The sequence below is a fragment of the Pelagerythrobacter aerophilus genome (assembly GCF_003581645.1).
Lineage (GTDB): Bacteria > Pseudomonadota > Alphaproteobacteria > Sphingomonadales > Sphingomonadaceae > Pelagerythrobacter > Pelagerythrobacter aerophilus.
Genome location: NZ_QXFK01000016.1, coordinates 372,887 through 399,131 on the forward strand (window position 1 = coordinate 372,887; position 26,245 = coordinate 399,131).

General features: G+C 66.9%; 20 protein-coding genes and 1 tRNA gene. 12 read left to right on the plus strand and 9 right to left on the minus strand.

Annotation, left to right across the window (positions count from 1 at the left end; genetic code table 11):
- Positions 1 to 85 precede the first annotated feature (85 nt).
- The 4 genes from D2V04_RS10050 to D2V04_RS10065 are packed head-to-tail and all read right to left on the minus strand — an operon-like array spanning position 86 to position 5,690.
- Positions 86 to 2,752, minus strand: coding sequence for a family 20 glycosylhydrolase (locus tag D2V04_RS10050; RefSeq protein WP_119513530.1), 2,667 nt, complete (start codon positions 2,750 to 2,752; stop codon positions 86 to 88).
- Positions 2,745 to 3,890, minus strand: a complete 1,146-nt coding sequence (nagA, locus tag D2V04_RS10055) for an N-acetylglucosamine-6-phosphate deacetylase (protein ID WP_119513531.1) — start codon at positions 3,888 to 3,890, stop codon at positions 2,745 to 2,747. The genes D2V04_RS10050 and nagA overlap by 8 nt, the downstream gene beginning before the upstream one ends.
- The gene (locus D2V04_RS10060) at positions 3,887 to 4,927 is read right to left on the minus strand and encodes an SIS domain-containing protein (RefSeq protein WP_228766363.1); all 1,041 of its coding nucleotides are present in this window, start codon (positions 4,925 to 4,927) and stop codon (positions 3,887 to 3,889) included. The genes nagA and D2V04_RS10060 overlap by 4 nt, the downstream gene beginning before the upstream one ends.
- 19 nt (positions 4,928 to 4,946) lie before the next feature.
- Positions 4,947 to 5,690 (minus strand): GntR family transcriptional regulator, encoded by a 744-nt coding sequence (locus D2V04_RS10065; protein ID WP_119513532.1) that lies wholly within the window; start codon positions 5,688 to 5,690, stop codon positions 4,947 to 4,949.
- Positions 5,691 to 5,915: 225 nt separating this feature from the next.
- Here D2V04_RS10065 and D2V04_RS10070 point away from each other — a divergent pair, with 225 nt between their 5' ends.
- The 3 genes from D2V04_RS10070 (at position 5,916) to nagE (ending at position 12,925) form a co-directional block, all read left to right on the plus strand.
- On the plus strand, positions 5,916 to 8,597 hold the full coding sequence (locus D2V04_RS10070; RefSeq protein ID WP_119513533.1) for a TonB-dependent receptor: 2,682 nt from the start codon (positions 5,916 to 5,918) through the stop codon (positions 8,595 to 8,597).
- A gap of 69 nt (positions 8,598 to 8,666) precedes the next feature.
- Positions 8,667 to 11,219 carry a phosphoenolpyruvate--protein phosphotransferase gene (ptsP, locus tag D2V04_RS10075; protein WP_182849729.1) on the plus strand — a complete coding sequence of 851 codons (2,553 nt, stop codon included), beginning with the start codon at positions 8,667 to 8,669 and terminating at the stop codon, positions 11,217 to 11,219.
- On the plus strand, positions 11,216 to 12,925 hold the full coding sequence (nagE, locus tag D2V04_RS10080; RefSeq protein ID WP_267463452.1) for an N-acetylglucosamine-specific PTS transporter subunit IIBC: 1,710 nt from the start codon (positions 11,216 to 11,218) through the stop codon (positions 12,923 to 12,925). Before ptsP ends, nagE begins: the two co-directional genes overlap by 4 nt.
- A gap of 243 nt (positions 12,926 to 13,168) precedes the next feature.
- Here nagE and D2V04_RS10085 read toward each other — a convergent pair.
- Together D2V04_RS10085 and yghU are read right to left on the minus strand one after the other, a co-directional pair.
- Positions 13,169 to 13,243 (minus strand) — tRNA-Gln (locus tag D2V04_RS10085).
- Between the two features lie 48 nt (positions 13,244 to 13,291).
- Entirely contained in the window at positions 13,292 to 14,137 is an 846-nt protein-coding gene (gene yghU, locus D2V04_RS10090; protein WP_119513535.1) for a glutathione-dependent disulfide-bond oxidoreductase, read from the minus strand.
- An 84-nt stretch (positions 14,138 to 14,221) separates the two neighbouring features.
- Between yghU and D2V04_RS10095 the strand changes: the two genes are divergently transcribed.
- Genes D2V04_RS10095 through D2V04_RS10105 form a run of 3 tightly spaced genes read left to right on the plus strand, consistent with a single transcriptional unit; the run spans position 14,222 to position 17,807 of the window.
- Positions 14,222 to 15,235 (plus strand): DNA topoisomerase IB, encoded by a 1,014-nt coding sequence (locus tag D2V04_RS10095; RefSeq protein ID WP_119513536.1) that lies wholly within the window; start codon positions 14,222 to 14,224, stop codon positions 15,233 to 15,235.
- A complete protein-coding gene (locus D2V04_RS10100; RefSeq protein WP_119513537.1) occupies positions 15,232 to 15,747 on the plus strand; it encodes a CinA family protein in 516 nt (171 codons plus the stop codon). The genes D2V04_RS10095 and D2V04_RS10100 overlap by 4 nt, the downstream gene beginning before the upstream one ends.
- Positions 15,744 to 17,807, plus strand: coding sequence for an NAD(+) synthase (locus D2V04_RS10105; protein ID WP_119513538.1), 2,064 nt, complete (start codon positions 15,744 to 15,746; stop codon positions 17,805 to 17,807). The genes D2V04_RS10100 and D2V04_RS10105 overlap by 4 nt, the downstream gene beginning before the upstream one ends.
- A 24-nt stretch (positions 17,808 to 17,831) precedes the next feature.
- Here D2V04_RS10105 and D2V04_RS10110 read toward each other — a convergent pair whose 3' ends face one another.
- The gene (locus tag D2V04_RS10110) at positions 17,832 to 18,914 is read right to left on the minus strand and encodes a branched-chain amino acid aminotransferase (RefSeq protein ID WP_119513539.1); all 1,083 of its coding nucleotides are present in this window, start codon (positions 18,912 to 18,914) and stop codon (positions 17,832 to 17,834) included.
- A gap of 421 nt (positions 18,915 to 19,335) precedes the next feature.
- Positions 19,336 to 19,878, minus strand: coding sequence for a hypothetical protein (locus D2V04_RS10115; RefSeq protein WP_119513540.1), 543 nt, complete (start codon positions 19,876 to 19,878; stop codon positions 19,336 to 19,338).
- A gap of 53 nt (positions 19,879 to 19,931) precedes the next feature.
- On the opposite strand from D2V04_RS10115, the gene D2V04_RS10120 reads away from it, so the two are divergent.
- The 6 genes from D2V04_RS10120 (at position 19,932) to D2V04_RS10145 (ending at position 24,519) form a co-directional block, all read left to right on the plus strand.
- The gene (locus tag D2V04_RS10120; protein ID WP_119513541.1) at positions 19,932 to 20,669 is read left to right on the plus strand and encodes a TlyA family RNA methyltransferase; all 738 of its coding nucleotides are present in this window, start codon (positions 19,932 to 19,934) and stop codon (positions 20,667 to 20,669) included.
- A gap of 103 nt (positions 20,670 to 20,772) precedes the next feature.
- A complete protein-coding gene (locus D2V04_RS10125; RefSeq protein WP_119513542.1) occupies positions 20,773 to 21,330 on the plus strand; it encodes a TspO/MBR family protein in 558 nt (185 codons plus the stop codon).
- A 36-nt stretch (positions 21,331 to 21,366) separates the two neighbouring features.
- Entirely contained in the window at positions 21,367 to 21,618 is a 252-nt protein-coding gene (locus D2V04_RS10130; protein ID WP_119513543.1) for an accessory factor UbiK family protein, read from the plus strand.
- A 13-nt stretch (positions 21,619 to 21,631) separates the two neighbouring features.
- Complete coding sequence (recO, locus tag D2V04_RS10135; RefSeq protein ID WP_119513544.1) at positions 21,632 to 22,234, plus strand: DNA repair protein RecO; 603 nt, start codon at positions 21,632 to 21,634, stop codon at positions 22,232 to 22,234.
- A gap of 65 nt (positions 22,235 to 22,299) precedes the next feature.
- Positions 22,300 to 23,358 carry a 3-isopropylmalate dehydrogenase gene (leuB, locus tag D2V04_RS10140; RefSeq protein ID WP_119513545.1) on the plus strand — a complete coding sequence of 353 codons (1,059 nt, stop codon included), beginning with the start codon at positions 22,300 to 22,302 and terminating at the stop codon, positions 23,356 to 23,358.
- 60 nt (positions 23,359 to 23,418) lie between these two features.
- Entirely contained in the window at positions 23,419 to 24,519 is a 1,101-nt protein-coding gene (locus D2V04_RS10145) for a glycosyltransferase (RefSeq protein ID WP_119513546.1), read from the plus strand.
- 16 nt (positions 24,520 to 24,535) lie between these two features.
- On the opposite strand, the gene D2V04_RS10150 is transcribed toward D2V04_RS10145, so the two are convergent.
- Positions 24,536 to 25,807: a phospholipid carrier-dependent glycosyltransferase gene (locus D2V04_RS10150; protein WP_119513547.1), complete on the minus strand. Its 1,272-nt coding sequence runs from the start codon at positions 25,805 to 25,807 to the stop codon at positions 24,536 to 24,538.
- Positions 25,808 to 26,245: the final 438 nt, after the last annotated feature.

Here is a 26,245-nt window from a genome sequence, read left to right on the forward strand (position 1 = left end):
GCGAGGGTGACGATCCAATTCGGCGTGATATCTGCTGGACGGTGCTTTGGATCGGTGTGTCGAGTGACCGGAGCATTCACGGGAATCACTCGACCTGAGCCACCTGCGTGCCATCAGCGACGTCGATCTCGGTCGCACGCCCATAAGGTCCATCTGCCTCAAGAGCGGTGCGCAATTCGATTTTACTGTCGGGTCCCGGCTTGCAGCTTGCCAGTTCTGTCCATCCCGCTCCGGCATCGCACTGAATCAAAAGGCCCGGGATCGCGACCCTGGTCTGCACGACGCCGTGCTCGCGCACCACGCCCGCTGTCGGCAGACGGAAGCTCCAGCCGGCCGCGGCGAGTTTGGGCAGTTCCTTCGCACCGACGATGCTGGCGAAGCGGTTCCAGTCAGCGGCTATCGCGGCGCGGCGATCGGCCCCCACCAAAGGGTCGCCAAAACCGACCCGCGTGCCCGCATGGTCGTAGGGCACCTCCCAGGACGGTCGGTGCCAGGCACGTTCGGCAAGTGCGAACATTCGGGGAAAGAGCTGGTATCCCAACGTCCCGCGATCCCGGATCGTCTCGGTCCAGAGATGGCCCTGAATACCGGCGAACCTGCGGCCTTCCTCGAGCGGACGATGCGAGGCTTCGCCGCGGCCCGGCCGGTCGTCGACCGTCAGCGCGCGCTCGTCGTTGTCGCGCCAGTAGGCCGCCAATGCGGGCAGGTTCTCGGGCATCATCGAGAACAGCTTGCGAGTCGGCGCCCGGCGGATCGCCCAGTAGTATCCGCCTTCCTCGGGATGGGCTGCATAGGGCATGTCGAAATAGAGTGCATCGGGGATCGAGAGGACCACGTCCCACCCCAGATTCGCATGCCGGTGGGCGGTCTGGGCGCCGCCGCCGGCCAGCGTTCCCCAGACGTTTGACTGGACGCGATCGGGCAGCGCGGCCGCATCAACATGCGACAGGCCGTCGCTCCATGCGGCCGGGATCACGCCCCGTTCGGCCACCATATTCGCCACGCGCGCGATGAAGTAGCCGCCGAGATCCCCGACCTCCGACGGGCCTTCGCCGCGGGCGAGGAATTCTCGGCAGATCGGCGATTCGACCCAGGCGCCCGCGGTTTCGTCGGCGCCGATGTGATAGCGCTCCAGCGGCGTTCCAGCCGTTTCGTGCATTGCGATCAGGCGGTCGAGAACGTGTCCGACGAACCGGTACGTCGACGGGCGGCAGACGTTGATCGTGTTGTCCGAATAGTGCTGGATCGAGCGATAGGTGGTGGTGTCTTCCGGATCGGACAGGAGGAACTGCGCAGCCTCTTCCTCCGGCCGCCCGGCTGCGACCAGCCTGCGGTAGCGCGCATCCATGGCGCGGACGGCCGCTCGCGAGTGGCCGGGCATGTCGAACGAGGGAATGATCTCGATCTGCCGCTCGGCAGCGTAGCGAAGCAGGCCCACATAGTCTTCGGCGGAGAGGAAGCCGCTTCCCGAACCTTTGGCAAACGGACCGCTGCCGAGCTGGGGCAGCAGGCACTGGTCTTCCTCCAGATCGTGGCATCGCCGTGCGCCGACTTCGGTCAGTTCGGGCAAGCCCTCGATGGCGAGCCGCCATCCCTCGTCGTCGGCGAGATGGAGGTGGAGCCGATTGAGCTTGTAGGCGGCCATCTGATCGATCAGCGCGCGGATCGTCTCGGGGCCGTGGAAGTTGCGCGCGATATCGAGGTGAAGTCCGCGAAAGCCGAAGCGCGGGGCATCCTCGATCGCGAGTGCGGGGATGTCGCTATGACCGGGACGCACCAGCGCCGCGAGGCTCTGCACCGCATAGAATGCGCCCGCGGCATCGCCCGCGGCGACCGAGATGGTCTCGCCCGTGATCCGCAACCGATATGCCTCGTGGCCCAGCGCCGGATCGGTTTCGACGACGAGTGGGACACCAGCGCGCGCCTGCGGAACGCCGAGCGCCGCAAGGCGCGCCATGGCCGGCGCCAGTGCTGCGGTCAGTCGGGCATCGCCGCTTGGCGTGAGACCACGCGCGAGATCGAGCCGCGCACCGCCCGGATCACGTTCGACGTGGCTCGGCATGGGGATGATCCCGCTATCCACCGTGTCGGGGGCGAAAGCCACGTCGCGATTTTCCGCACCGACCAGTTCCGGCGTCTCCAGCGGCGTCAGGTCGCGGCTCGATCGGCGTACCGAGCCGGGTAGCGGCGCAAGATGCGGCAGAGTCTTCCTGCCCTGGTAAAGCCCTGCGACCTCGCGCGTGCTGTCGATGATCGCCGCGTCGCCTCGCGGATCGACGACGTAGTAGTTGGGCATGACCTTGGCCCGGGTGAGGATCAACCCGCCGACGACGAAGGCAATGCGGCGGCTCTCGCCCGGCTGCAACGGCCGCGCATCCGACGCGAAGCGCAGTACGTGGAGATCGCCGTTGATATGCTCCACATGCGCGCCGCCGTTTGACGTGAGCGCCACCGGATCGACCTGGCTGAAGTAGATTTCGCGCCCCGCCAGCGCGAGCGGACGCGAAGTGCTGAGGACGATCTCCGCCTCGGCGCAGGGCTGGTCTCCGCTGACCCGGCCGTCCGGGAGCCGGCACGATCCCTCGCCGCGATTGGCGCGCACGCGATAGGTGAGATCAAGCGTCGCGCCGATCGTTTCGGCGTCCCCAGCGGGCCTTCGGGGCGCTTCGGCAATAGCCGGCGTCAGCATCCCGGCTCCGGCGATCAGCGCAAGGAGCGCGGTCGCAATCCCTGGTCTTCTCACGTCAGCCATGAACTTTGCGCCCTCCGATCCAGGTCGATTGCAATTGCAATCCGCTGCCCAGCACCACGAAGTCGGCGCGTGCGCCCTCACGCAGCACCCCGTGGTCCCGCTCGCACCCGAGGAAGGCCGCCGGGTGGGTCGAGGCCATCGCCGCCGCCTGCGCCAGATCGAGGTCGAGCGTCTCGACCGCGTTGCGCAGCGCGCGGGCCATATCGAGATCGGAACCGGCAAGCGTACCGTCATCGGCGCGGCAGGTGCCCGCCTCGACATGGATGCGGCGGCCCTGGAGATAGAAGCAGCCATCCTCCATCCCGACCGAGGGCATGGCGTCGGTTACCAGCATGAATCGGTCGAGCGGCTTGCATCGCAGCGCGAGCCGCAAGGTGACCGGTGAGACGTGGTGCCCGTCGACGATCAGCCCGCACCAGCTTTCGAGATCCTCCAGCGCCGCGCCGACGACGCCGGGCTCGCGGCTGGTCAGCGGCGACATGGCATTGAACAGATGCGTGAAGCCGGTCACTCCGGCGTCCAGCGCCGCGCGCATCGCGTCGTAGGTCGCGTTGGTGTGGCCGGCGCAGACGCGCACGCCGCGCCCGCGCAGCGCGCGGATTACGGGCGGGTCGGCCTGCTCGGGGGAGAGCGTCACGACCATGGTCCCGCCGCGCAGGCGCGACATCAGTTCGACATGTTCTTCGAGGAAGGGGCGGAACTTGGTCTCGTCGTGGACGCCCTTGCGGTCGGTGCTGAGGAAGGGGCCCTCCAGATGGATGCCGATCACGCCGGGGACGCCCTCGGCGATCGCGCGTTCGACCGCTTCGATCGCAGCGGCCACTTTGTCGAGGTCGTCGCTGATCAGCGTCGGCAGCAGCGCGGTCGTGCCGAAGCGCGCGTGGGTTTCGGCAATGGTGCGGATCGCGGCGACCGAGGGATCGTCGTTGAACAGCACCCCGCCGCCGCCGTTGACCTGAATGTCGACGAAGCCGGGCAGGAGGTGCGCTCCATCGAGCTCTATCCGCTCTGCATCGCCGGGAAGCTCGGATTCGTCGACGACCGAGGCGATCCGATCGTCTTCGACCACAACGGCGCGCCCTTCCAGGAAGCGCCCGCCGGCGAGGATCCTGCCGCCAACGAAAGCCTTCGCAGTCATGTCGTCTCCGTGATCTTGCTGAGGTGCGGCGGGGAATCCGGGTTCTCCCCCCGCGCTACCGCTTGCCGGTTGACGAGGCGATAGAACGATTGGGCGAGCAGGATCGGCTGCAGGCGCGGGTCACTGGCCAGGGTCGGCAGCGTGAGGCATCCGCGCGCCGACGCTCCGGCAATGATCACTTCGGCGCCCATTTCGGCGAGCTTCTCCGCGGTTTCGATGACGTTGCCGGCGGTCGCATCGTCCTGCGCCAGCGCGAGGACGGGGAAGCGAGGGCGGACGATGGCCGCCGGGCCGTGCAGGACTTCCGCGGCACTGTAGGCTTCGGCGTGGATGCGGCAAGTCTCCTTGAACTTGAGCGCTGCTTCCTGCGCCACGCAAAGGCCGATGCCGCGCCCGATGACGAACAGGCTCTGCGCGCCCGCCAGCTTCTCGTCTGCCGCGCTCCAGTCGAGCTCCCAGGCTTCGGCCATCCGCTCGGGCAGCGCCGCGAGCGCGGACTGCAGTTCCTCATCCTCCGCCCAGGCGGCCACGATCCGGGCGATCATCGCGAGGGAGGCGAGATAGGACTTGGTCGCGGCGACCGATGTCTCGGGAAAGGCATGCAGCGGCGCGACGTGGTCGGCCAGCTCGGCGAGCGGGGACGAAACCTCGTTCACCAGTGCGACCAGCCGTGCGCCGCCCTCGCGCGCGCTTCGCGCCGCCGCAATGATGTCAGGGCTGCGGCCGGATTGCGATATCGCCAGACAGGCCGCCCGCTCGAGCGCGCTCTCGGCGTCGTAGAGGGAACTCACCGAGGGGGCCCAGGAGATTACAGGCACGCCGGCTGCCGTCTCCACCAGATACTTGGCATAAGTCGCGGCGTGATCGGAGCTTCCGCGCGCGACGGTGGCGATCAGTCGCGGCTCGAGCGCGCGCAAAGCCGCACCGATCTCCGCGATCGCCTCGGCCGAATCGGTTGCTTGCCGGGCGACGCATTCGTGCGCCTCGCCGGCTTCGGCGAACATCAGCGTGGCGTTTTCGCGGGCAGTGTCAGTCATGCGCGATCCTTGCCGGATGTCAGTTGCCGAGATTGAGTTCGGCTACGAAGTCGTAGGCATCGCCGCGATAGTAGGAGCGGGTCCACTCGACCGCGGCGCCGGCGGCGTTGAAGCCGATGCGCTCGATGAACAGCCCGGCGCTGCCGGGTTCGACCAGCATCAGTTTCGCCTGTTCCTCGGTAAAGAGCACTGCGCGCAAGCGCTGGAGCGCGCGGACCGGGCGCTGGTTGCGGATGCGAAGCGCCTCATAGAGCGAATCCTCCACCGCATGTTCCGACGGCAGGCATGCGGCGGGGACGGTGGCGTACTCGATCGCCATGGGGACGTTGTCGGCGCAGCGGAGGCGGTGGAACCGCAGCACCGCCGCGCCCGGGCTGAGCGAGAGGCTGAGCGATTCCTCGGGCGTGACCAGCCCGCGCTCGCGCATCAACCAGTCGCTGCGGACCTTGCGCCCGCGCGAGACCATGTCCTCGGTGAACGAGGTCAGGGTGGCGAAGCTTTTCTCGACGCGGCCGGCAACGAAAGTACCCGATCCGCGCTTGCGGACCAGTAGGCCATCCTCGACCAGCCCGTCGATCGCCTTGCGCACCGTGACTCGCGAAATCTCCAGTGTTTCGGCGATGTCCCGTTCGGAGGGGAGCGGGTCATCGGCATCCCACAAGCTCGACTCGATCGCGCCTCTCAGGACTTTGGTGAGCCGCTGGTATAGCGGTGTCCCGGCCGTGGTATTGAAGGTGCTCTTGAGGCCCTGAAGTGCGTTCACCCGCTCAAATCCCTGAAAGTTGCCGCTTATTGCCGTTCCAGCACGAAACCACCGACAAAGCCATATAAGACCAATATTACCAATTCGCTTCAGAAACAACCATTGGTTATAGTTTGGTATTGCAATTGGCAACAAGGTTGTCCTAAACCATGCTGCAGAAGAACCGACCGCCCGGTTCCGGAGTGGGAAGGCTCCGCGGCAGCGTCGGACAAAGGGGAGAAAGCTATGAGGAAGTCCGTAGCATGGGTGCTTGGTGTGTCGACGTTTGCGCTGAGCGGCGGCGCCGCTCTGGCGCAGGAGGCCGATCCGGCGCCGCCTGAGGGCACGACCGGCGAGCCGATCATCGTCACCGGCATTCGGGCCTCGCTCGCCGATGCGGTCGCCACCAAGCGCAACGCCGGCGCCATCGTCGATGCCATCGCCGCCGAGGACATCGGCAAGTTTCCGGACCGCAACGTCGCCGAGTCGCTCCAGCGCGTCCCCGGCGTGGTGACCAACCGCGAATATGGCGAGGGCGAGCGCGTTTCGCTGCGCGGGCTCGCGCCCAACCAGACGCGCACGCTGGTCAACGGCCATGGGGTCGCCACCGCCGACTGGTTCATCCTCGACCAGCAGACCGCGACCCGGAACTTCAACTACCTTGTGCTGCCTTCCGACGTCGTCGGCGAAGTCCAGGTGTTCAAGAGCCCGACCGCCGACATCGAGGAAGGCGGCATTGGCGGCACGATCAACGTGCTGACCCGCAAGCCGCTCGATCTCGACCCCTTCGTCGCCGCGCTTTCGGTGGAAGGCGCCTATACCGAGAAGGCCGATTCGCTCGATCCGCAGATCTCGGGCGTGGTGAGCTGGTCGAACGAGGCGGGGACGTTCGGCATCCTCGCCGCCGGCGTCTTCCAGCAGCGCGATGTACGCCGCGACGGTATCGAGGTGCTGGGCTACGATCCCGGGCTCGATCCGACCGGAGAGGGCCGGCAGGTGCCGGTGCTGATCGGCTCGGCGCTATTTCTGCAGAAGCGCGAACGCCTCGGCGGCAATATCGAGATTCAGTTCCGCCCGAGCGACAATCTGGAGTTCGGCATCAGCGGGCTGTGGACGCGCTTCAACGCCAACAACACCAACTACAACTTCCTCGCCTGGCCCTCGCGCTCGGGTCTCGGCGGCGGAACCACCGAATTGACCGACGAGACCGTGGTCGGCGACACCATCGTCGCGGGCACGATCCGTAACGTCGGAGAAGCCGGTGGCTTCGGGCAGGTCTACGATATCATCGACCGCGAGGCCTACGCCGAATCGCGCTATATCGCGGGCAATTTCTCCTACGAGACTGATGGCGGCCTCACGCTCAGCGGGCAGCTCGGCTATACCGATGCCGACGGCGACACCGTGCGCCAACCGTTCGTGGAATTCCTCGGGTCGAGCGATTTCAGTTACGACCTGACGGGCGACGCACCGACGGTATCGTTCGACAGCGTCGATCCGACCAACCCGGACGACTTCGCTTTCGAATTTGCCTCGAACCATTCGATCGGCAACGACGACAGCGAGTTCTTCGCCTACCTCGATGCCGAACAGGAGGTCGCGCTCGGGGTGCTCGAAGCGATCAAGGTCGGGGTCAAGTATACCGACCACAGCCGCAAGACCGACTTCCAAGCGACCACCTACGGCGACTTCTTCGTCCCGTTCCGCGACACCGGCTGCAACGGCGGCGCGTGCACCGCTGCCTCGTTCGGCGGCGGGCTGACCCCCGACGACTATCTCGACAATATCGCGATCTCGGGCACGCTGACCGACTACTTCCTGCCCGATCCCGCGCGCATCCGCGACCTGATCGGCAGCTTCCCGGCCTCCACCGACCGGATCCCGCTCTACTCGGACATCTTCTCGGTCGATGAGAAGACCTACGGTGGCTACGTCATGGGGCGCTTCGCCGGCGAAGGCTGGCGCGGCAATCTCGGGGTGCGCGTGGTGCGCACCGATCAGGTTTCGCGCGGATACGTCCAGGGCGCCGAGGGACCGGGGCAGGTCTCCAACGCCTTCGGCGACTTCCTCCCGGTGACCGAGGAGCGCAGCTACACCGACATCCTGCCGAGCCTGAACGTCACATTCGACCTGACCGACGATCTGGTGCTGCGCGCGGCCGCGGCGCGGACCATCACTCGGCCCGACTACACCGATATCGCCCCGCGCGTGGCGCTCAATCCGGGCGCGCTGACCGGCTCGGGGGGGAGCGCCGACGTTCAACCTTACCGGGCGAACCAGTTCGACCTGTCGCTCGAATACTACGCGCCGAACAACGCGCTGTTCGCCATCGCGCTCTACTACAAGGACGTGCAGAACTTCGTCACCGACCGCATCGTCAACGAAGTCTTCTCGGTCGAGACCAGCGCGCCCGATCTGACCCGCTGCGTGTCGACGCCGGGCTCGACCAATCCCGATCTCTACGACTGCGAGTTCGCGATCAACCGGCGCACGAACGGCGGCACGGCCGAAGTGAAGGGGCTCGAGCTGATCGCGCAAACTCCGTTGTTCGGCAACTTCGGCATCAACGCCAACTACAGCTTCTCCGACGCCAAGACCGACAGCGGTGATCCGATTCCCGGCAATTCGAAGCACGCGTTCCAAGTCGGCGGCTACTACGAAGACGAACGGCTCAGCGCGCGGCTGACCTACAACTGGCGCGACGATTTCTTCATCACCTTCGACCGCGCCTCGCCGCTCAACCAGAAAGGCTTCGGATCGCTCGACGCCTCGCTCGACTTCAGGCTGACCGACTGGGCAAGCTTGACCTTCGACGCGGTGAACCTCACCAACGAGAAAATCCGCCAGTTCGCGGGCGAATCCTTCCGCCCTCGTGCGATCTACGACAACGGCCGCTACTTCTTCTTCGGCGCCCGTTTCGAGTATTGACGGACTGATTTCCCGCGGCTCGCATGGGTCCGCGGGAATCTACCGGGGTCGAGGACGATGGAGGCAGGTGTGGCGCGTGGTGGATCAGCGGCCGAATTCGTGAGGCTGCGGGTCCATGCACCGGCGAAGGGCTGGCTGCTGCCGCTCGAAGCGACGCCCGATCCGGCCTTCGCGAGCGGCGCGCTCGGCCCCGGGGTAACGCTTGAACTGCTCGACGATGTGATCCGCGCGCCCTGCGCAGGCGAAGTGGCGGCGGTCGCCGGAGAGCGCCATGCGGTCACGCTCGATTGCGGCAATGGGGCGCAGATCCTGATCCATTGCGGGATCGACACCGTTTCCTTGAAAGGCGAGCCGTTCGAGCCGCTAGTCGCGGTGGGCGACCGGGTGGAGACGGGCGATCCGCTGTTGCGGGTCGATCTGGAGGCCCTCGTCGCCGCCGGAAAGAGCGCCGCCACGCCGATCGTGCTGGTGGAGGCGGGGGGCTGCTCGCTCAGCTTCCGCTCCGATCCCGACGGCCTGGTTGAGCCCGGAGCCGAGCTGTTCGAGCTTCACCGCGAGGGAGCGCGCGGCGCGAACGGCGATCCCCGCGTCGAGAACGGGCCCGTAGCGACCCGTGAAGTGATCCTGCCCCTCCCGCATGGACTCCACGCACGCCCTTGTGCGGCGATCGCCGCGGAGGCGCGCCGCTGGCCCGCTATGGTCACGCTCCGGACAGACGGGCGTAGCGCCGCAGCGGGGAGCACCGTCGGTCTGATGAAGCTCGGCGCGACTCTGGGCGCTCGGGTCGAGATCGAGGCGCGCGGCGAGCAAGCCGAAGCCGCGGTCGAGGCCATCGCCGCCCTGATCGAACGCGGGGCGGGAGACGAGATCGCCGAACCACACGCGGCTCCGCAAGCGCCGGGGCAGCCCGTCATCCTGCGCCGCGCCAATCCCGACGGACCCACCGAGCCGGGTCTGCTGTCCGGCGTCGCGGCCGCTCCGGGCAAGGCGATCGGCCCGGCCTACTACGTCCATCGCGCGCGCATCGAAGTCACCGGCAATGCCGAAAGTCCACCGGCCGAGAAGGCGCGGCTTCGCGATGCCCTCTCCGTTCTTCGCGCTCGGCTCGCCGACGAAGACGATGGCGCCGGTGCGGCAATCGCGTCGGCGCAACTGGCGATCCTCGAGGACGAGGAACTGGTTGCCGTGGCGGAGGCGAAGATCGACGCCGGGGGGAGCGCCGCGGGGGCCTGGCAGGCGGTGATGCAGCGCGAAGCCGAGGCGCTCCGCGCCTTGTCCGACGCGCGGCTTGCGGAGCGCGCCGACGATCTCCTCGATCTCGAACAGCGCATGTTGCGGATTCTGCTCGGCAGGGAGAGCGAAGCCACCGCGCCGGCGGGCGCGATCGTGATCGCAAGCGATCTCTATCCGTCCGATCTCAAGCCGCTCCGGGCCGCGGGCGTGGCTGGCATTGCTACGGTCGCCGGCGGCCCGACCTCGCATCTGGCGATCCTCGCTGCATCGGCCGGCATTCCGATGGCGGTGGCGTTCGGCGAGCCGCTGTGCGGGGTCGAGGAAGGCGAACTCGTCTATCTCGACGGCGACGCGGGAACGCTGCGTCATGCCATGGCGAGAGAGGAAGTCGAGGAGCTGCGGAAAAATCTGGCCGATCGCGAAGCGAGCTACTGCGCGGCGCTGGCGACGGCGCAGCGCGAAGCCCGGCTTGCCAGCGGCGAGCGGATCGAGGTCTTCGCCAATATCGGCAGCGTTGCCGATGCCGAGGAGGCCGTGCGGCTCGGCGCCGAAGGGTCGGGCCTCGTGCGCACCGAATTCCTGTTCCTCGACCGCGCCGAGCCTCCGAGCGAAGCGGAGCAGGCGGAAATCTACGCCGCGATCATCGAGAGCTTCGGCGATCGGCCGGTCAGCATCCGCACGCTCGATATCGGGGCCGACAAGCCGGCGCCTTACCTGCCGCTTGCAAAGGAGGACAACCCTGCGCTCGGCGTGCGCGGGATACGTGTGGGCCTGCGTTATCCCGAGCTGCTCGCCGGGCAGATGCGCGCGATCCTGCGCGGCGCCGGCGGGCGCACCGCGCACATCATGGCGCCGATGGTGTCTTCGGCCGGCGAATTCGCGCAGTTGCGCGCGATGCTCGATCGCGTTCTTGCGGAGACCGGGCATGCGGCACCGGTCAGGCTGGGGGCGATGGTGGAAACGCCCGCCTCGGCGCTCATCGCCGGCACCCTCGCGCGGGAGGCCGACTTCCTGTCGGTCGGCACCAACGATCTCACGCAATATACGCTCGCGGCGGACCGCACCAATTCCGATCTCGCGCGCGACCTCGACGCGCTGCATCCGGCCGTGACCCGTCTCGTCGGAATCGCGGCCGAGGGCTGCCGTGCGCACGGCCGAATGCTCGGCATCTGCGGCGGCGCGGCTGGCGACCCGCTGGCGGCTGCGGTGCTCGTCGGCCTAGGCGCGCGCGAACTGTCGGTCAGCGCCGCGCGCGTGCCTGAAATCAAGCAGTGGCTGTCGGCGCTCACGCTTGAGCAGTGCCGCGCCGCTGCCGAGGCGGCGCTAGCCGCCGCGTCGGCGGAAGAAGCGCGCGGCGAGCTTGGCAGGCTGTTGGGGAGGGCGGAGTGAGGCGACTGTTCGCTGGCATTCAGCAGCTCGGCCGGTCGCTGATGCTGCCGATTGCCGTCCTTCCCATTGCCGGGCTTTTGTTGCGCCTCGGCCAGCCAGACCTGCTCGACATCGGCTTCATCTCCGCTGCAGGCGAGGCGATCTTCGCGCATCTCGGGATTATCTTCGCGGTTGGCGTCGCGATCGGTTTCGCGCGCGACAACCATGGCGCCGCGGGGCTTGCCGGGCTGGTTGCCTTCCTCGTCGCCACCAACAGCGCGAAGATGCTGATCGACCTGCCGCCCGGGACGCTCGACGGAGGAACGGCGGAGGAGGTCGCCCGCGCGCTCGCCGATTACCGCGACGCGGCCATGGCCAAGCTGGGCGTCCCCATCGGAATCCTGTGCGGCATCCTCTCCGGGGTGCTGTTCAATCGTTACTCCGACATCCGCCTGCCCGAATTCCTCGCCTTCTTCGGCGGCCGCCGCTTCGTCCCCATCGTCAGCGGCGCGGCCGGCCTCGCGCTCGGCTTCCTGTTCGGCGAATTCTGGCAGGAGACCGAGAGCGCGATGGACCACGCCAGCCGCGCCATCGTCGGTGCGGGCGAAGTCGGTCTGTTCCTCTACGGTGCGCTGAACCGGCTGTTAATCGTCACCGGGCTGCACCACATCCTCAACAACGTCGCGTGGTTCGTGATCGGCGATTTCGAGGGCACGACCGGCGATCTCAGGCGGTTCTTCGCGGGCGATCCCACCGCTGGTGGCTTCATGGCCGGGTTCTTCCCGGTGATGATGTTCGGCATGCCCGCCGCCTGCCTCGCGATGTACCGCGCGGCCTTGCCGGCCCGGCGCAAGGAGGTCGCGGGCCTCTACTTCTCGATGGCGCTGACATCCGCGCTGACCGGCATCACCGAGCCGATCGAGTTCACCTTCATCTTCCTCGCCCCGCTGCTCTACCTCGTGCACGCAGTGCTGACCGGGCTGTCGATGGTCGTGATGGACCTCCTCGAGGTGAAGCTGGGCTTCGGCTTCTCCGCCGGCCTGATCGACTACGTCCTCAACTACGGCATCGCTACGAACCCGCTGCTGCTCCTGCCGGTCGGGCTGGCCTATTTCGCGATCTACTACTTCACTTTCAGCTTCGTGATCCGACGCTTCGACCTCGCGACGCCCGGACGCGGCGCCGAGGGGATTCCCGCGCAAGGGGATACGCAAGGCGGCGAGAGCGACAAGGGCGGCGCCTGGCTGGAGGCGCTCGGCGGGGCCGGGAACATTGTTCAGCTCGGCGCATGCACCACGCGGCTGCGGCTGATTCTCCGCGATCCAGAGCGCGTCGACGAGACCGCGCTCACGGCGCTCGGTGCTAGAGGCACCATCCGTCCGACCGCCGATACGCTCCAGGTGATCGTGGGGCCGACAGCCGAGCTGCTCTGCGCCGAGATTGGCCATGCCGGGCAACGCGCTCGGGGAGATATGGCGGCGTCGGGGGACGAGCCCGAGCCGCCGCCACCGCAGGAGCCGCATGCGGCCGTTCCTGACCTTTACGACCTCCTGGGCGGGCAGGCCAATGTCGTCAGCATCGCGCGCGCGCCAGGACGCATCATGGTCCGCCTCGCCGAACCGACCGCGTTCGACCTCTCGGCCTTGCGGTCGAAGCCGAAGATCCGCCACATCCACGACGCGGGCGGCGGCCTGCTCCACATTCTTGTCGCTGAAGATTGCGACTAGCAAGGGACGGACAACAGGTGACTTCTCCAAACTGCGGCGCAATGGCAGCGTCAGCAATGTCGGCCGCAGCTGAGCGCAACTTTCCTTGCAGAACCGACTCCGGCTGCTCCCGGCAGATGAAATTATTGCGGAAATCTTCAAAGTAACCGCGGAATCCAGTCTAACGGGTTGGCGGTGTCTTTTTTCTCAGCTGCGGGATTTCGCTCTAAGCGCTGCAAAAGGAACCGAATCCAGAGGACTCGGTGGCTGGGGCGGCAGGATTCGAACCTGCGAATGCCGGTACCAAAAACCGGTGCCTTACCACTTGGCGACGCCCCAGCAGCGCGGGCCCCTATAGCGGTTTGATCCGCCAGGGGAAGGGGGCGATCAGAGCTTCTTTCCGGCAAAATCGGCGGGTGAGTGGCGCTCGTGCAATTGCTCGTCGTCCTCGCCCCAGGTCTTGTTGACGATACGGCCGCGGCGGACGGCGGGGCGCTCGGCGATCTGCCTGACCCAGCGCTCGACATGCTCGTATTCGTGGATCGAGAGGAACTGGCGCGCTTCGCCGTAGATGCCGCCGATGACGAACGGGGAGAGCCAGGGCCAGGTTGCGATGTCGGCGATCGTGTAGCCTTTCCCGCCGAGGTATTCGCTTTGCGCCAGGCGCTGGTTGGCGACGTCGAACAGCCGCTTGGTCTCCATCGCGTAGCGATTGATCGGGTATTCGTACTTCTCGGGCGCATAGGCGTAGAAGTGACCGAAGCCGCCGCCGATGAACGGTGCGCTGCCGACTTGCCAGAAGAGCCAGCTCAGCACTTCGGCGCGGGTGTGGTCGGTGGGGAGCAGCGTCCCGAACTTCTCCGCCAGGTGCAGCAGGATCGCGCCGCTTTCGAACACGCGCACCGGCTCGGGGCCGCTGCAGTCGAGCAGGGCGGGGATCTTGCTGTTCGGATTCACATCGACGAAGCCGCTGGTGAACTGGTCGCCATCGGAGATCTGGATCGTCCAAGCATCGTATTCGGCAGCATGACCGGCTTCGAGCAGTTCCTCCAGCATCACGCCGGCCTTCACCCCGTTGGGCGTGGCGAGCGAATAGAGCTGGAACGGGTGCTCGCCCACAGGCAACTCGCGCTCTTCCCGTGCGCCCGCGGTCGGGCGATTGATCCCGGCGAACTTCCCGCCGCTCTCGGTGTAGGTCCAGACTTCGGGCGGGGTGTAGGTCGGATCGGCCATCGCGTGCTCCCTGTTTGTGCGTCGAGAGCACCAAATGGGTCGGCACTTGCGGAACCGCAAGCGGGAAGCGCGGTTCCACTTCGCATGGCCACCCGCCCGCCCAAGCTCATCTATGTCGACGACGAGCTGCCGGGCATCACGCGCAAGCGGTCGGGGAGGGGCTGGGCGTACTACGACGCGCACGGCAAGCTGATCCGCGACCCGGCGGAGCGCAAGCGTCTGAACGCGATCGCCTTGCCGCCCGCCTACACCGATGCCTGGTTCTGCCCCGCGCCGAATGGGCACATCCTCGCCACGGGGATCGATGCCAAGGGGCGCAAGCAGTACCGCTATCACCCGGATTTCCGCGCCGCGCGTGAGGGCGAGAAGTTCGACGGCTGCCTTGTCTTCGGCAATCTCCTGCCGCTGGTGCGCAAGCGGGTGGAGGATGATCTCGCCGGCCGCAAGCTCACCCGCGAGCGCGCGATCGCGAGCGTCGTTCGCCTGCTCGATCTCGGCGCGATGCGGATCGGGAACGAGGGCTACGCCAAGACGAACCGCAGCTACGGCGCGACCACGCTGCGCCAGCGCCATGCGGAAGTGACCGGCAGGACCCTGCGGCTGCGCTACAAGGGCAAGTCCGGCAAGCTGCGCGAAGTCTCGCTGACCGACGGGGCGCTCGCGCGAGTGGTGCGCACGATGCAGGACCTGCCCGGGCAGCACGTATTCCAGTACGTCGATGACGAGGGTGAGTTGCACGCGGTCGGCTCGCACGACGTCAACGAATACTTGTGCGAGACAATGGGCGAGCACTTCACCGCCAAGAACTTCCGCACCTGGCATGCGAGCGTGCTGGGCTTTCAGATGCTGGCCAGGGCGGAAGAGCGGCTGACGCTCAAGGCCATGCTCGACGTCGTCGCCGAGCATCTCGGCAACACGCCTGCGATAACCCGCAAGAGCTATGTCCACCCGGCGGTCATCGATCTGGTCGAACAGCAGGAGGAATGGCGTTCCTCGTTGCGGCTTCCGCGGTCGACTCAGTGGCTGACCCGCGAAGAACGCGGACTTATTGAATTGCTCGAGAAGGCGCCCGGTGCCGAGGAGTTGCTTGCCGCGTGACCAAGACCGAAACCCTGGACCCGATCCTGCCGGAAGACTTGTCGCAAAAAGCCTGCGAGGTGCTCGAGCTTGCGGCCGAGCGTGAGGTCCCGCTGATCACCGCCGAAAGCTGCACCGGTGGCTTGCTTGCAGCGCTACTGACCGATGTGCCGGGCTGCAGCCATATCTTCGAGCGCGGCTTCGTCGTCTATTCGGACGATGCCAAGTGCGACTTGCTGCTGGTCGACCGCGGCGAGCTCGAGCGGTGCGGGGCGGTGAGCCGGGAGATTGCGATCGCGATGGTGAAGGGCGCCCTCGACCGTTCGCGGAAGGGGATCGGCGTGGCGATCACCGGCTTTGCGGGGCCGGGGGACGATGACGATGAAGAAGGCCTGGTCCACTTCGCCTGCGGTGCCCATGACGGGGAGATCGCCCACCGCGAGGAGCACTTCGGTGCGATCGGCCGCGACGGCGTGCGCATCGCCGCGCTTGCAGTCGCGCTGGACATGGTGGACAACGCGCTCCGCGCATGACCGACCGTAACGATCACCCGTTCTTCGACCGCCGCACCCATGGGTTCGTGCGCGTTGCCACCGCCACCCCCCGCACGCGGACCGCCGACGTCGCGGCCAATACCGCGGGCATCCTCGCCGAGCTGCGCAATGCGCACGAACGGCAGGCGGACGTGGTGCTGTTTCCCGAGCTCTCCCTCTCCAGCTACGCGATTGACGATCTTCATCTGCAATCGGCTTTGCTCGATGCGGTCGAACGCGGTGTGGGCGAGATCGTGACGGCGAGCGCCGAGCTGTCGCCGGTCGCGGTCATCGGTGCCCCGCTGCGCAGGAACGGCCGTATCTACAACTGCGGGCTCGTGATCGCGGGCGGGCGCCTGCTCGGGGTCGTACCCAAGAGCTTTCTGCCCAACTACCGCGAGTATTACGAGAAGCGCTGGTTTGCCCATGGGCGCGGCTGCACCGGGCTGGAGATCGCGGTGAACGGGGAGCTTGCGCCCTTCGGCACCGACTTGCTGTTCGAAGCGGAGAACCTGCCCGGCTTCTGCTTCGGCGTGGAAATCTGCGAGGACTTCTGGGCTCCCGAGCCCCCGTCTACCCGCGCGGCGCTGGCCGGGGCAACGATCGTCCTCAACCTCTCGGCCTCGAACATCACGATCGGCAAGGCCGACGAGCGGCACATGCTGTGCCGTTCGCAGTCGAGCCGGGCGGTCTGCGCCTATGCCTATTCCGCCAGCGGTCACGGCGAGAGCACGACCGATCTCGCGTGGGACGGGCAGGGCATGGTCTACGAGCTCGGCGATCTGCTGGCCGAAAGCCAGCGCTTCGACCTGGAGCCCGAGCTGTGCCTTGCCGACGTCGACGTCCGCCGCATCCTGGGCGACCGGATGCGGATGCAGACCTTCAACGACGGCACGGAGGCTGCCGGACGGCCCGAGGATTCTTACCGACGCGTTCGCTTCGAGCATGCCGCGGTGCCGGGCGACAGCGGCTTGATCCGCCCTATCCGCCGCTTTCCCTTCGTCCCCAACCGCCCGCACAAGCTCGACGAGGATTGCTACGAGGCGTTCAACATCCAGGTCGACGCGCTCACGCGCCGGTTTCAGGCCACGAAAGGCCAGCACATCGTGCTCGGCGTGTCGGGCGGCCTCGACAGCACCCACGCGCTGCTCGTCGCGGCCAAGGTCTGCGACCGGCTCGGCCTGCCGCGCACCACGATCCGCGGTTATACCATGCCCGGCTTCGGCACGTCGGAAGGGACGAAGTCGAACGCCTGGAAGCTGATGGAGGCGATGGGCATCGCCGCGGAGGAGATCGATATCCGCCCCGCCGCGCAGCGCATGCTCGAGGACATCGGCCATCCGTTTGCGGGGGGCGAGCCGGTCTACGATACGACGTTCGAGAACGTGCAGGCGGGCCTGCGCACCGATTACCTGTTCCGCCTCGCCGGGCAGCATTCGGGTTTCGTGCTCGGCACCGGCGACTTGTCCGAACTCGCGCTCGGCTGGTGCACCTATGGTGTGGGCGACCAGATGAGCCACTACGCCGTCAACGCAGGCGTGCCCAAGACGCTGATCCAGTATCTGATCCGCTGGACGACGCGCACCGACCAGTTCGACCCCGAGACGGACGCGGTGCTCGAAGCGATCCTGGCCACGGAGATCAGTCCCGAACTCGTACCCGCTGGCGAAGATGGCCAGATCCAGTCCACGCAGAGCATCATCGGCCCCTACGAGCTCAACGACTTCTTCCTCCACCACACAATCCGGTGGGGCCAAACACCGGGCCATATCGCCTTTCTCGCGTGGCATGCGTGGAAGGATGCACGCAGCGGCCTCTGGCCTGCGGAATTTCCGGAAGCGGCCAAGAACGAATACGATCTCGCCGAAATCGCGAAGTGGCTGGAGAACTTCCTCAAGCGCTTCTTCGCCTTCAGCCAGTTCAAGCGCAGCGCGCTGCCCAATGGTCCGAAGGTCAGCGCCGGGGGCGCCCTGAGCCCGCGCGGCGACTGGCGCGCACCGAGCGACGCGGTGGCCGACGTGTGGCTGGAGGAACTGCGCCGAGCGCTGCCGCCGATGTGAGGAGCTCGAGCGGCGGGAGCCAAATTAGCTCAACCGCGTGACCCAGCCGTAAGTATCATCCACCCGACCGCGCTGGATGCCGACCAGCTTCTCACGCAGCTTGCTCGTGATCTGACCGGGGCCGCCGCCGCCGATGGTGAACTCGCCGTCCGGCCCGGCCACGGTGCCCACCGGGGTGACGACCGCCGCGGTGCCGCAGGCCATCGTCTCGATCAGGCGTCCGCTGTTCGCATCGTCGCGCCACTGGTCGATCGAATAGGGTTCCTCGCGCACTTCCAGCCCTTCATCGCGCAGGAGCTGGATCAGGCTGTCGCGGGTGATACCGGGCAGGATCGTGCCGCCGAGCGGCGGGGTGACGACGCTGCCGTCGTCGAACACGAAGAACAGGTTCATGCCGCCCAGTTCCTCGACCCACTTGCGCTCCGCCGCATCGAGGAACACGACCTGGTCGCAGCCCTTCTCGATCGCCTCGGCCTGAGGCACCAGGCTCGCAGCATAGTTGCCGCCGGTCTTGGCGGCGCCCGTGCCGCCCGGAGCCGCGCGTACGTAGTCGCGGCTGACCCAGATCTTCACCGCGGGCGCGCCCGATTTGAAGTAGTTGCCCGCCGGACTTGCGATCAGCAGGTACTTGTACTGCTTTGCCGGGCGCACGCCGAGGAACGCCTCGCTCGCGAACATGAACGGACGCAGGTAGAGCGACCCGCCCTCGACGGTGGGAAACCAGTCCTTGTCGACCGAGAGCAGGCGGCGGATCGATTCGAGGAACAGCTCCTCGGGCAGATGGGGCATCGCCATGCGGTCGGCCGACTGGTTGAAGCGCCGTGCGTTCGCCTCGGGCCGGAAGAGGGCGATCCCGCCGTCGTCCTGCCGATAGGCCTTCATGCCCTCGAAGATTTCCTGCGCGTAGTGCAGCACCGCCGCGGCCGGATCGAGGCTGATCGGACCACGCGGGCAGACTCTCGCGGTGAACCATCCCCCCTTGTCCGCATCATAGTCGATCTCGACCATGTGATCGGTGAACAGCGTGCCGAAACCAGGGTTGGCGAGCGCCTCATCGCGCGTGGCGGAGGGAACCGGGGCGGCGTGGGGGATATGTTCGAAATCCATGAGCGCCGCGTAATGGGGAGAAGCGGGCAGGGCAAGACCGATCCTTTCGCGAAAAAGCCCCGAGCCGCAAAATGAGAAAGGCCGCTTCGGCCTGAGCCGAAACGACCTTTCGCATGGTCAGCGGCCGATAGCGCCGCTCACGAAACCTCTATCGCTGTCTGCTCAGCGATAGTGCCTCGCGCGGAAACGTACCGACCTCCCTGCTGAACCATGAGACATCGGATCACCTCCTTTCGCGCTATTAAGCCGAACCCTGCGTTTCACCGCCGGGTGAGAACCGCGCTCGCCGCTGGCCTCACCTGGGAATGTGAGTCAGTGAGTGGCGGAAAACAAGCCTTGAAAAAAACTTTTCCCACGTCAGAATTGATCGCTGTGGCCCGCGCTTTCGCGGGCCTTTTTGTTGCCGCTCAGGCGCGGGGATTTACCGGCAGTCCTCAATCACCCGAGTCACTTCGGGCCAGCTTGGAATGTAGAGCGTCGCCAGGCCTTGCGTTTCGACCGCGAACCGCCCCTTCGAGAATGCCATCGCCTCCAGCAGCGGATCGGCCGCCGGCAGCGTCGCGGCGAGCATCGGCAACTGGGTGCCCGCCTGCTGCGCAGGAACTGCGCGCTCGCGGGTCTCGGTACGGATGTGCATCGCCGTTGCCCCGGCTGCACTGCCGGCCCGGGTCATTGCGATCGTGCGCTCTGCGCGATTGCAGGTGAGCGCGAAGATCGCCTCGCTGTTCGCCGGGCCGAAGACCGCCTGCGATCCGCCGGACGTGCTGCGGAAGTACCAGTCGCCCGGCGTCGCGGGCGCGTCCATCCAGTTGTCGTAGGTCGGCTGTGTCACCGGCAGCGGAGCCGGCGCGGGCGCCACCGGCTCCGGCGCTGGAGCGGGCGGGGCCGGCTCCGGCGCCGGCGTGATGCAGGAGGCGAGCGCGAGGCAAGTTGTGGCAACGGCAAGGGCGCAGCGGTAGTTCAAGCGAATCTCCCGGTTTCTCAAAGCGACAATGACCGGTAACGGGGTTCGGGTCCATGCCTGCCAAACAGCGCCTCGATCAGTTGCTCGTCGCCCGCGGCCTCGCGGAAAGCCGCACCCGTGCGCAGGCGCTGGTGATGGCAGGCCTCGTGTTCTCAGGCGAAACCAAGCTCGCCAAGGCCGGTCAGCAACTGCCGGAAGACGCACCGCTCGAGGTGCGCGGACGCGATCATCCATGGGTTTCGCGCGGCGGGATCAAGCTGGCGCATGCGCTGGAGCACTTCGCGCTCGACCCTTCAGGCGCGGTGGCGATGGACGTCGGTAGCTCGACCGGCGGCTTCACTGACGTGCTGCTGCAGAACGGTGCCGAACATGTCTTCGCGGTCGATTCAGGCACCAACCAGCTCGCCTGGAAGCTGAGGCAGGACCCGCGCGTCACGGTGCTCGAGCAGACCAGCGCGCGCATTCTCACGCGCGAGCAGATCGACCGCGAATGCAACTGGGTCGTTTGCGACGCGTCCTTCATTTCGCTCGCCAAGGTGCTGGAAAGACCACTGCAATTGGTTGCAGGCGAGTGCCGACTGGTGGCTCTCATCAAACCGCAGTTCGAAGTCGGGCGGGAGGAAGTCGGCAAGGGCGGTGTGGTGCGCGATCCGGCGCTGCACGCGCGCGTGTGCGATGACGTGCGGGCGTGGCTCGAAGGTGCGGGCTGGGCGGTGCAGGGGATCGTCGAGAGCCCGATCACCGGGCCCGAGGGGAACGTCGAGTTCCTGATCTCGGCGGCGCGAAATTGAGCGCGATCCCGCACTGGCACGCCGCAGGGCGGCTTGCTTGTGCGACCGGAGGAGTCCCGTCAATATTCGCCGCGGCCGAATCGCAGGCCTTGGGGGAGATTCCATGACCGCTCTTGCTTCGCGCGGACAGTTGCGCGCCAGCGTCGTGCGCTGGGCGCTGTTCACTGTCCCCGCCTGCATGCTGCTCGGCTTTCTTGCGGGCAATCTCGCGCAGAGCGGCCCCGACAACGAGTGGTTCGCCGGACTGACGAGGCCGGGCATCTTCCCGCCGCCGATGTGGTTCGGGATCGTATGGACGATTCTCTACGCGGTCATGGGCTTCGCGCTCGCGCTCGTCTGTGCAGCCTCCGGCGCGCGCGGCCGGACGGCGGCGGTCGTGCTCTTCGGCGCGCAGTTCGTGGTCAATCTTGCGTGGACGCCGGTGTTCTTCGGCCTGCACCAGATCATCGCCGCGCTCGGCATCCTGCTGACGCTTGATGTGCTGGTGGTGGTGACGATCGTGTTGTTCTGGCGGGTACGCCGGCCGGCTGCGCTGCTCCTGCTGCCCTATCTGGCGTGGATTCTCTTCGCGACGCTGCTCAACTACGAGTTCCTGCGCCTCAACCCCGAGGCGGACGGGGCGGGCGCCGGTCGCGGTGCCGTGCAGCGGATCGAAATTTGAGTTGAGCTTCGCGCCTCTCGCGCCCAAATAGCGCGCATGCAGAGCCAGAACCCGATGATCGCCGATTTCGTGAAACTCCTCAACGGAGCCGCGGGCACATTCGCCGGCATGACCCGCGAGGCACGCGAAAGCGCGCGCGAGCGGGTGAAGGAAGCGATGGGCGGGATGGACTTCATCAGCCGCGAGGAATTCGACGCGGTTAAGGCCATGGCCGCCCGTGCGCGCGAGGAAAACGAAGCCCTCGCCGACCGCCTCGCCGCCCTCGAAGCCCGCATCGGCGGCGGTTGAACCGCCCCGCGCGATGAATTTTCGCGCACCCGCCATCCTCCTCGCGGCGCGGCCGCATGGGGAGACGGCGGTGATCGCGCGCGTACTGACCGAGGAGCATGGACTCGTCGCCGGTTACGTGGCGGGCGGCCGCGGGCGGCAGCTTCGGCCAGTGGTGATCCCGGGCAATGTCGTGGAGGTCGACCTGCGCGCGCGGTCGGACAGCCAGCTTCCGTTCGCCAGGCTCGAACTGGTGCAGAGCCGCGGCCCCTGGTTGGCCGAGCCGCTCCCGGCCGCTGCGATCGGCTGGGTCACCGCGCTGACCGCCACCGCGCTGCCGGAGCGTAATGCCTACCCCAATCTCTATAGTGCCTTGACGGCGCTTCTTGACGCGATCTGTCATGCCCCCTCCGCGCGCGGTTGGCTCCGTGCGCTGGTCGGCTACGAGGCGCTGCTGCTGCGCGAGCTTGGCTACGGCGGCGGGCCGCCGCCTGCCGAAGCCGGGCTTGAGCCGCTGCTGGAAATCCTTGCTGCACAAGGGCCTCTGCTGGAGCGCTACCTGCTTGCCGACCGCCGGGGCGATGTTATGGCCGCCCGCACCATGCTGCGCGAGCGGTTGGCGAAAATGGCCGGGTGAAACGTCGCTCCGGTCGTCGGCAACAGCAGCCATGCCGCGCGCAATGACGGAGGAAATCCAGCACCATGAAGATCGCTATCTTCCCCGGCGACGGGATCGGCCCAGAAGTCACGCGCGAGGCAGTGCGTGTGCTCCAGGCGCTCGACCTGCCCGGCATGGTGCTGTTCGAAGGCGATGTCGGCGGCGTAGCCTATCATCGGCATGGTCACCCGCTGCCTGCCGAAACGCTCGAGATGGCGCGTGTCGCCGACGCCGTGCTGTTCGGCGCGGTGGGCGATCCTTCCTGTGACGGGCTGGAGCGGCACTTGCGGCCCGAGCAAGCCATTCTCGGCCTGCGAGCGGAACTCGGCCTTTTTGCGAACCTGCGGCCAGCGACAACTTTTCCCGGCCTTGAAACTATGTCTGCGCTGCGGCCCGAGATCGCCTGCGCGATCGATCTGCTGATCGTGCGTGAGCTCAATGGCGACGTCTATTTCGGTGAGAAGGGCATGCGCACGCTCGGCGACGGGCGAAGGCAGGGCTGGGACATGATGAGCTACGCCGAGGACGAGGTGCGCCGCATCGCTCACGTCGCATTCCGCGCGGCGCAGGCGCGCGACCGGCGGCTCGTCAGCGTCGACAAGGCCAATGTGCTCGAGACGAGCCAGCTCTGGCGCGACGTGGTGAATGAAGTCGCGACGGAATACCCTGATGTTGCGGTCGAACACATGTATGTCGACAACGCAGCGATGCAGCTCGTGCGCGATCCAGGCCGGTTTGACGTGGTCGTGACCGGTAATCTGTTCGGGGACATCCTCTCCGATCAGGCGAGCATGTGCGTCGGCTCGATAGGTCTGCTTGCCAGCGCCTCGTTGGGAGAGCGGCAGACAGAGCACGGTACCTTTGGTCTCTATGAACCGATCCACGGCAGCGCGCCCGACATTGCTGCGCACAGCAAAGCCAATCCGATGGCGACGATCCTCTCTGCTGCGATGATGCTACGCCACAGCTTCGGGCGCGAGGCCGAGGCCGCGCGGATCGAAACTGCGGTGGCGAAGGCGCTCGCCGACGGTGTACGTGGCGCCGACCTCGGCGGCGATGCGGGTACGGAAGCGGTCGGCGCTGCGGTGCTGGAGCGGCTTTGAGGCCAACTCGCCTCGACCTTTCCGTCGCCCCTGTGAAGGCAGGAGCGACAAGAGAATAGCATGGCATCGCCGTCTCTCACTCTGGCCATCGTCCTCCCCACGCTCGATGAGCGAGACAACCTCGCGCCGCTGATCGCGCGGATAGCCGACGCGCTCGGGCCTGACGGGTGGGAGGCGATCGTGGTCGACGATGCCAGTCCGGACGGCACGGCGGAGGAAGCGCGGCGGCTTGCCCGTGCGGACCCGCGGGTGAGGGGCATTGAGCGGATCGGACGGCGCGGGCTCGCCTCGGCGGCAATCGAGGGCATCTGCGCGACCGCGGCGCCGTTCGTTGCGGTGATGGACGCCGACCACCAGCACGATCCCGCGCTGCTCCCCGCGATGCTCGATGCGGTGCAGCACGGGGCATGCGACGTGGCCGTCGCCAGCCGGTTCGTGGCGGGCGCAAGCCTTGAGGGGCTCCCGACCGCACGCCGCGAGAAGGGTTCTCGCCTGGCCAACCACCTCGCGCGGCGGATCGCGGGAATCGAACTGACCGACCCGATGAGCGGCTACTTCCTGATGGAAACCGCCAGAGCGCGGGCGCTCGTCCCGCGGCTATCGGGTATCGGCTTCAAGATTCTGCTCGATCTGCTCGCGAGCGCGCCAGCGCCTCTGCGGGTGAAGGAGTTTCCGCTGCAGTTCGGCGAGCGCCGCAGCGGCACCAGCAAGCTCGACCGCGCGATCGCGTTCGACTTCCTGGTCGGCCTTTATGACAAGAGCTTCGGCCGCGTTGTTCCAACCCGCTTCGCGCTGTTCGGCACCGTCGGCGGGCTGGGCGTGCTGGTTCACCTCGCGGTGCTGACGCTGCTCTACCGGGCACTCGGCACCGCATTTCTACCGGCCCAGGCGGCGGCGACGTTCGCCGCAATGACGTTCAACTTCTGGCTCAACAACTGGCTGACCTACCGCGACCGGCGGTTGACGGGAATGGTCGCGTTCCTGCGCGGATGGGCGGCCTTCTGCGCGACCTGCGCGGTCGGCGCGGTGGCGAACGTGGCTGTGGCGGGACTTCTGAAACAGCAGGGCCTCTACTGGCTCCTCGCCGCCGGGGCGGGGATCGTGGTGGGAGCGGTGTGGAACTACGCCCTCTCGAGCCGCTTCGTCTGGCGGCGGAGATAATTCCGCCATTGTTGTGTCACCGCCAGCCGTCGAGCCACATCCAGAAGGCGAAGCTCTGTTCGCCCGCCAGCGGCGCGGCGCTGAGGATCGGGTAGAACCAGCCGAACAGCGCCACGCTGGCGACGAGCGTCGCCGTCGTCAGGCGCCGCCAGCCGCGCTGCCGCAGCTCGTCGAGCGCCAGCGCCAGCGCGGCGAGCAGGAAACAACTCGGCAGGAAATAGTGGTAGTAGAACTGGATCGGCTTGTTCACCACCATCCAGAAACCCAGGCTCACCGCGTAGAGCACCGTCACGGCCAGCGCCGCGCGGTCGCCACCGACGCCTCTCCAGATCGCCCAGACCATCGCCGGCAGGCCGAGCAGCATGGTCAGCGGATTGCCGATCAGCAGAATGCCGCGCTGCGCGCCGTCGACCGGCTCGTAGAGATACCAGATCGCGCGCAGGTTGAAGATCCATTCTGGCCAGCGCGACTGGTAAGGATGCGGTTCGACCACGCTTTCCTGCAGCGCGATGATCTGGCGATGCAGTTCGATCAGCCCACCGGGCTGGAGCCCACCTTTGTCGAACCCGTAGGCCGGCAGGAACGTCGCCGCGTAGACCGCCAGCGGCACGAGGCCGAGCCACAGCGCCGCTTCGAGCAGCGACACGCCGGGCACCGGAATCCCCCGGCGGCTGGTGAAGAGCCGCCGCCGCCCCGCCGCCAGCCGCGCGGCGAAGAAGGCGAGGCCGGGGACGACTGCGAGCGGCACTGCGTTCCATTTTGCGGCCATCGAGAGCCCGATCGCTACGCCCGCGGTCGCTAACCGGCCTCGCCCCGTTTCGGGCTCGCGCATGGCGGCGGCGCACTGCCATAGTGCAAGCGCGAGGAAGGCGACGAAAAACACGTCGAGCATCGCGATACGGCTGTGCACGAACAGCGCGAATCCGCTCGCCAGCAGCACGCCGTAGGCAATCGCAGCGAAGCGCGAGAGGCTCGCGAACCACAGCGCTCGCATGAAGGCATAGAGCGCGCCCGTGCCCGCGAGCGCCGGGAACAGCCGCCAACCCCACGGATTGTCGCCCAGCAGCGCAATGCCGAGCGCGAGAATCTCCTTGCCCAGCAAGGGGTGCTCGCGATTGAGGTATTCGCTCCCGTCGAGCAGCGCACGCGCGGCGGGCAAGTAGTGGATTTCGTCGAAATAGGGAGTGCCCGGCGTGGCGATTCGCATGAGGCATAGGATGAAGAAGGCGACGGCAATCGCGGCGCTCCATCCGGCCGGATCGCGGGGATGATCGGGCGCCTCGTTCATTGACGCGACGGATAGTGCTCGTCCCGCGATGGAGCAAGCCGAACGGGGCGTTACATTAGTTAATAAACCGCTGTATAGGCCGATCTACCGGACGTTCACATGGGGAGAAGCCGGTCGGAAAAAAACAAGTGTCGGGGGCGCACGGAAACGGAGTTGCGCGAAATGGCTCGTCACGTTGTTTGTATGGTTCTAGGCCACCAGGTCAATCGGCGACGCATCCGCCGGGAAGGCCAGACTTATGTCGGTCGCTGCCGTTGGTGCCGCACGCGGATGTGGCGCAGCGAGGACGGTTGGGAGGAGGGTGCTCCACAGGACCCGCCGCCCTTGCACGAAGACGTATCCCATTTGCGCGAGGCGTGACGTGTGCACGCCGAGCCGTTGCATTTCTTAAAAAAAATGGGTGACCCCCGGGAACGTTTTGTCCTAGTGCCCGTCTCT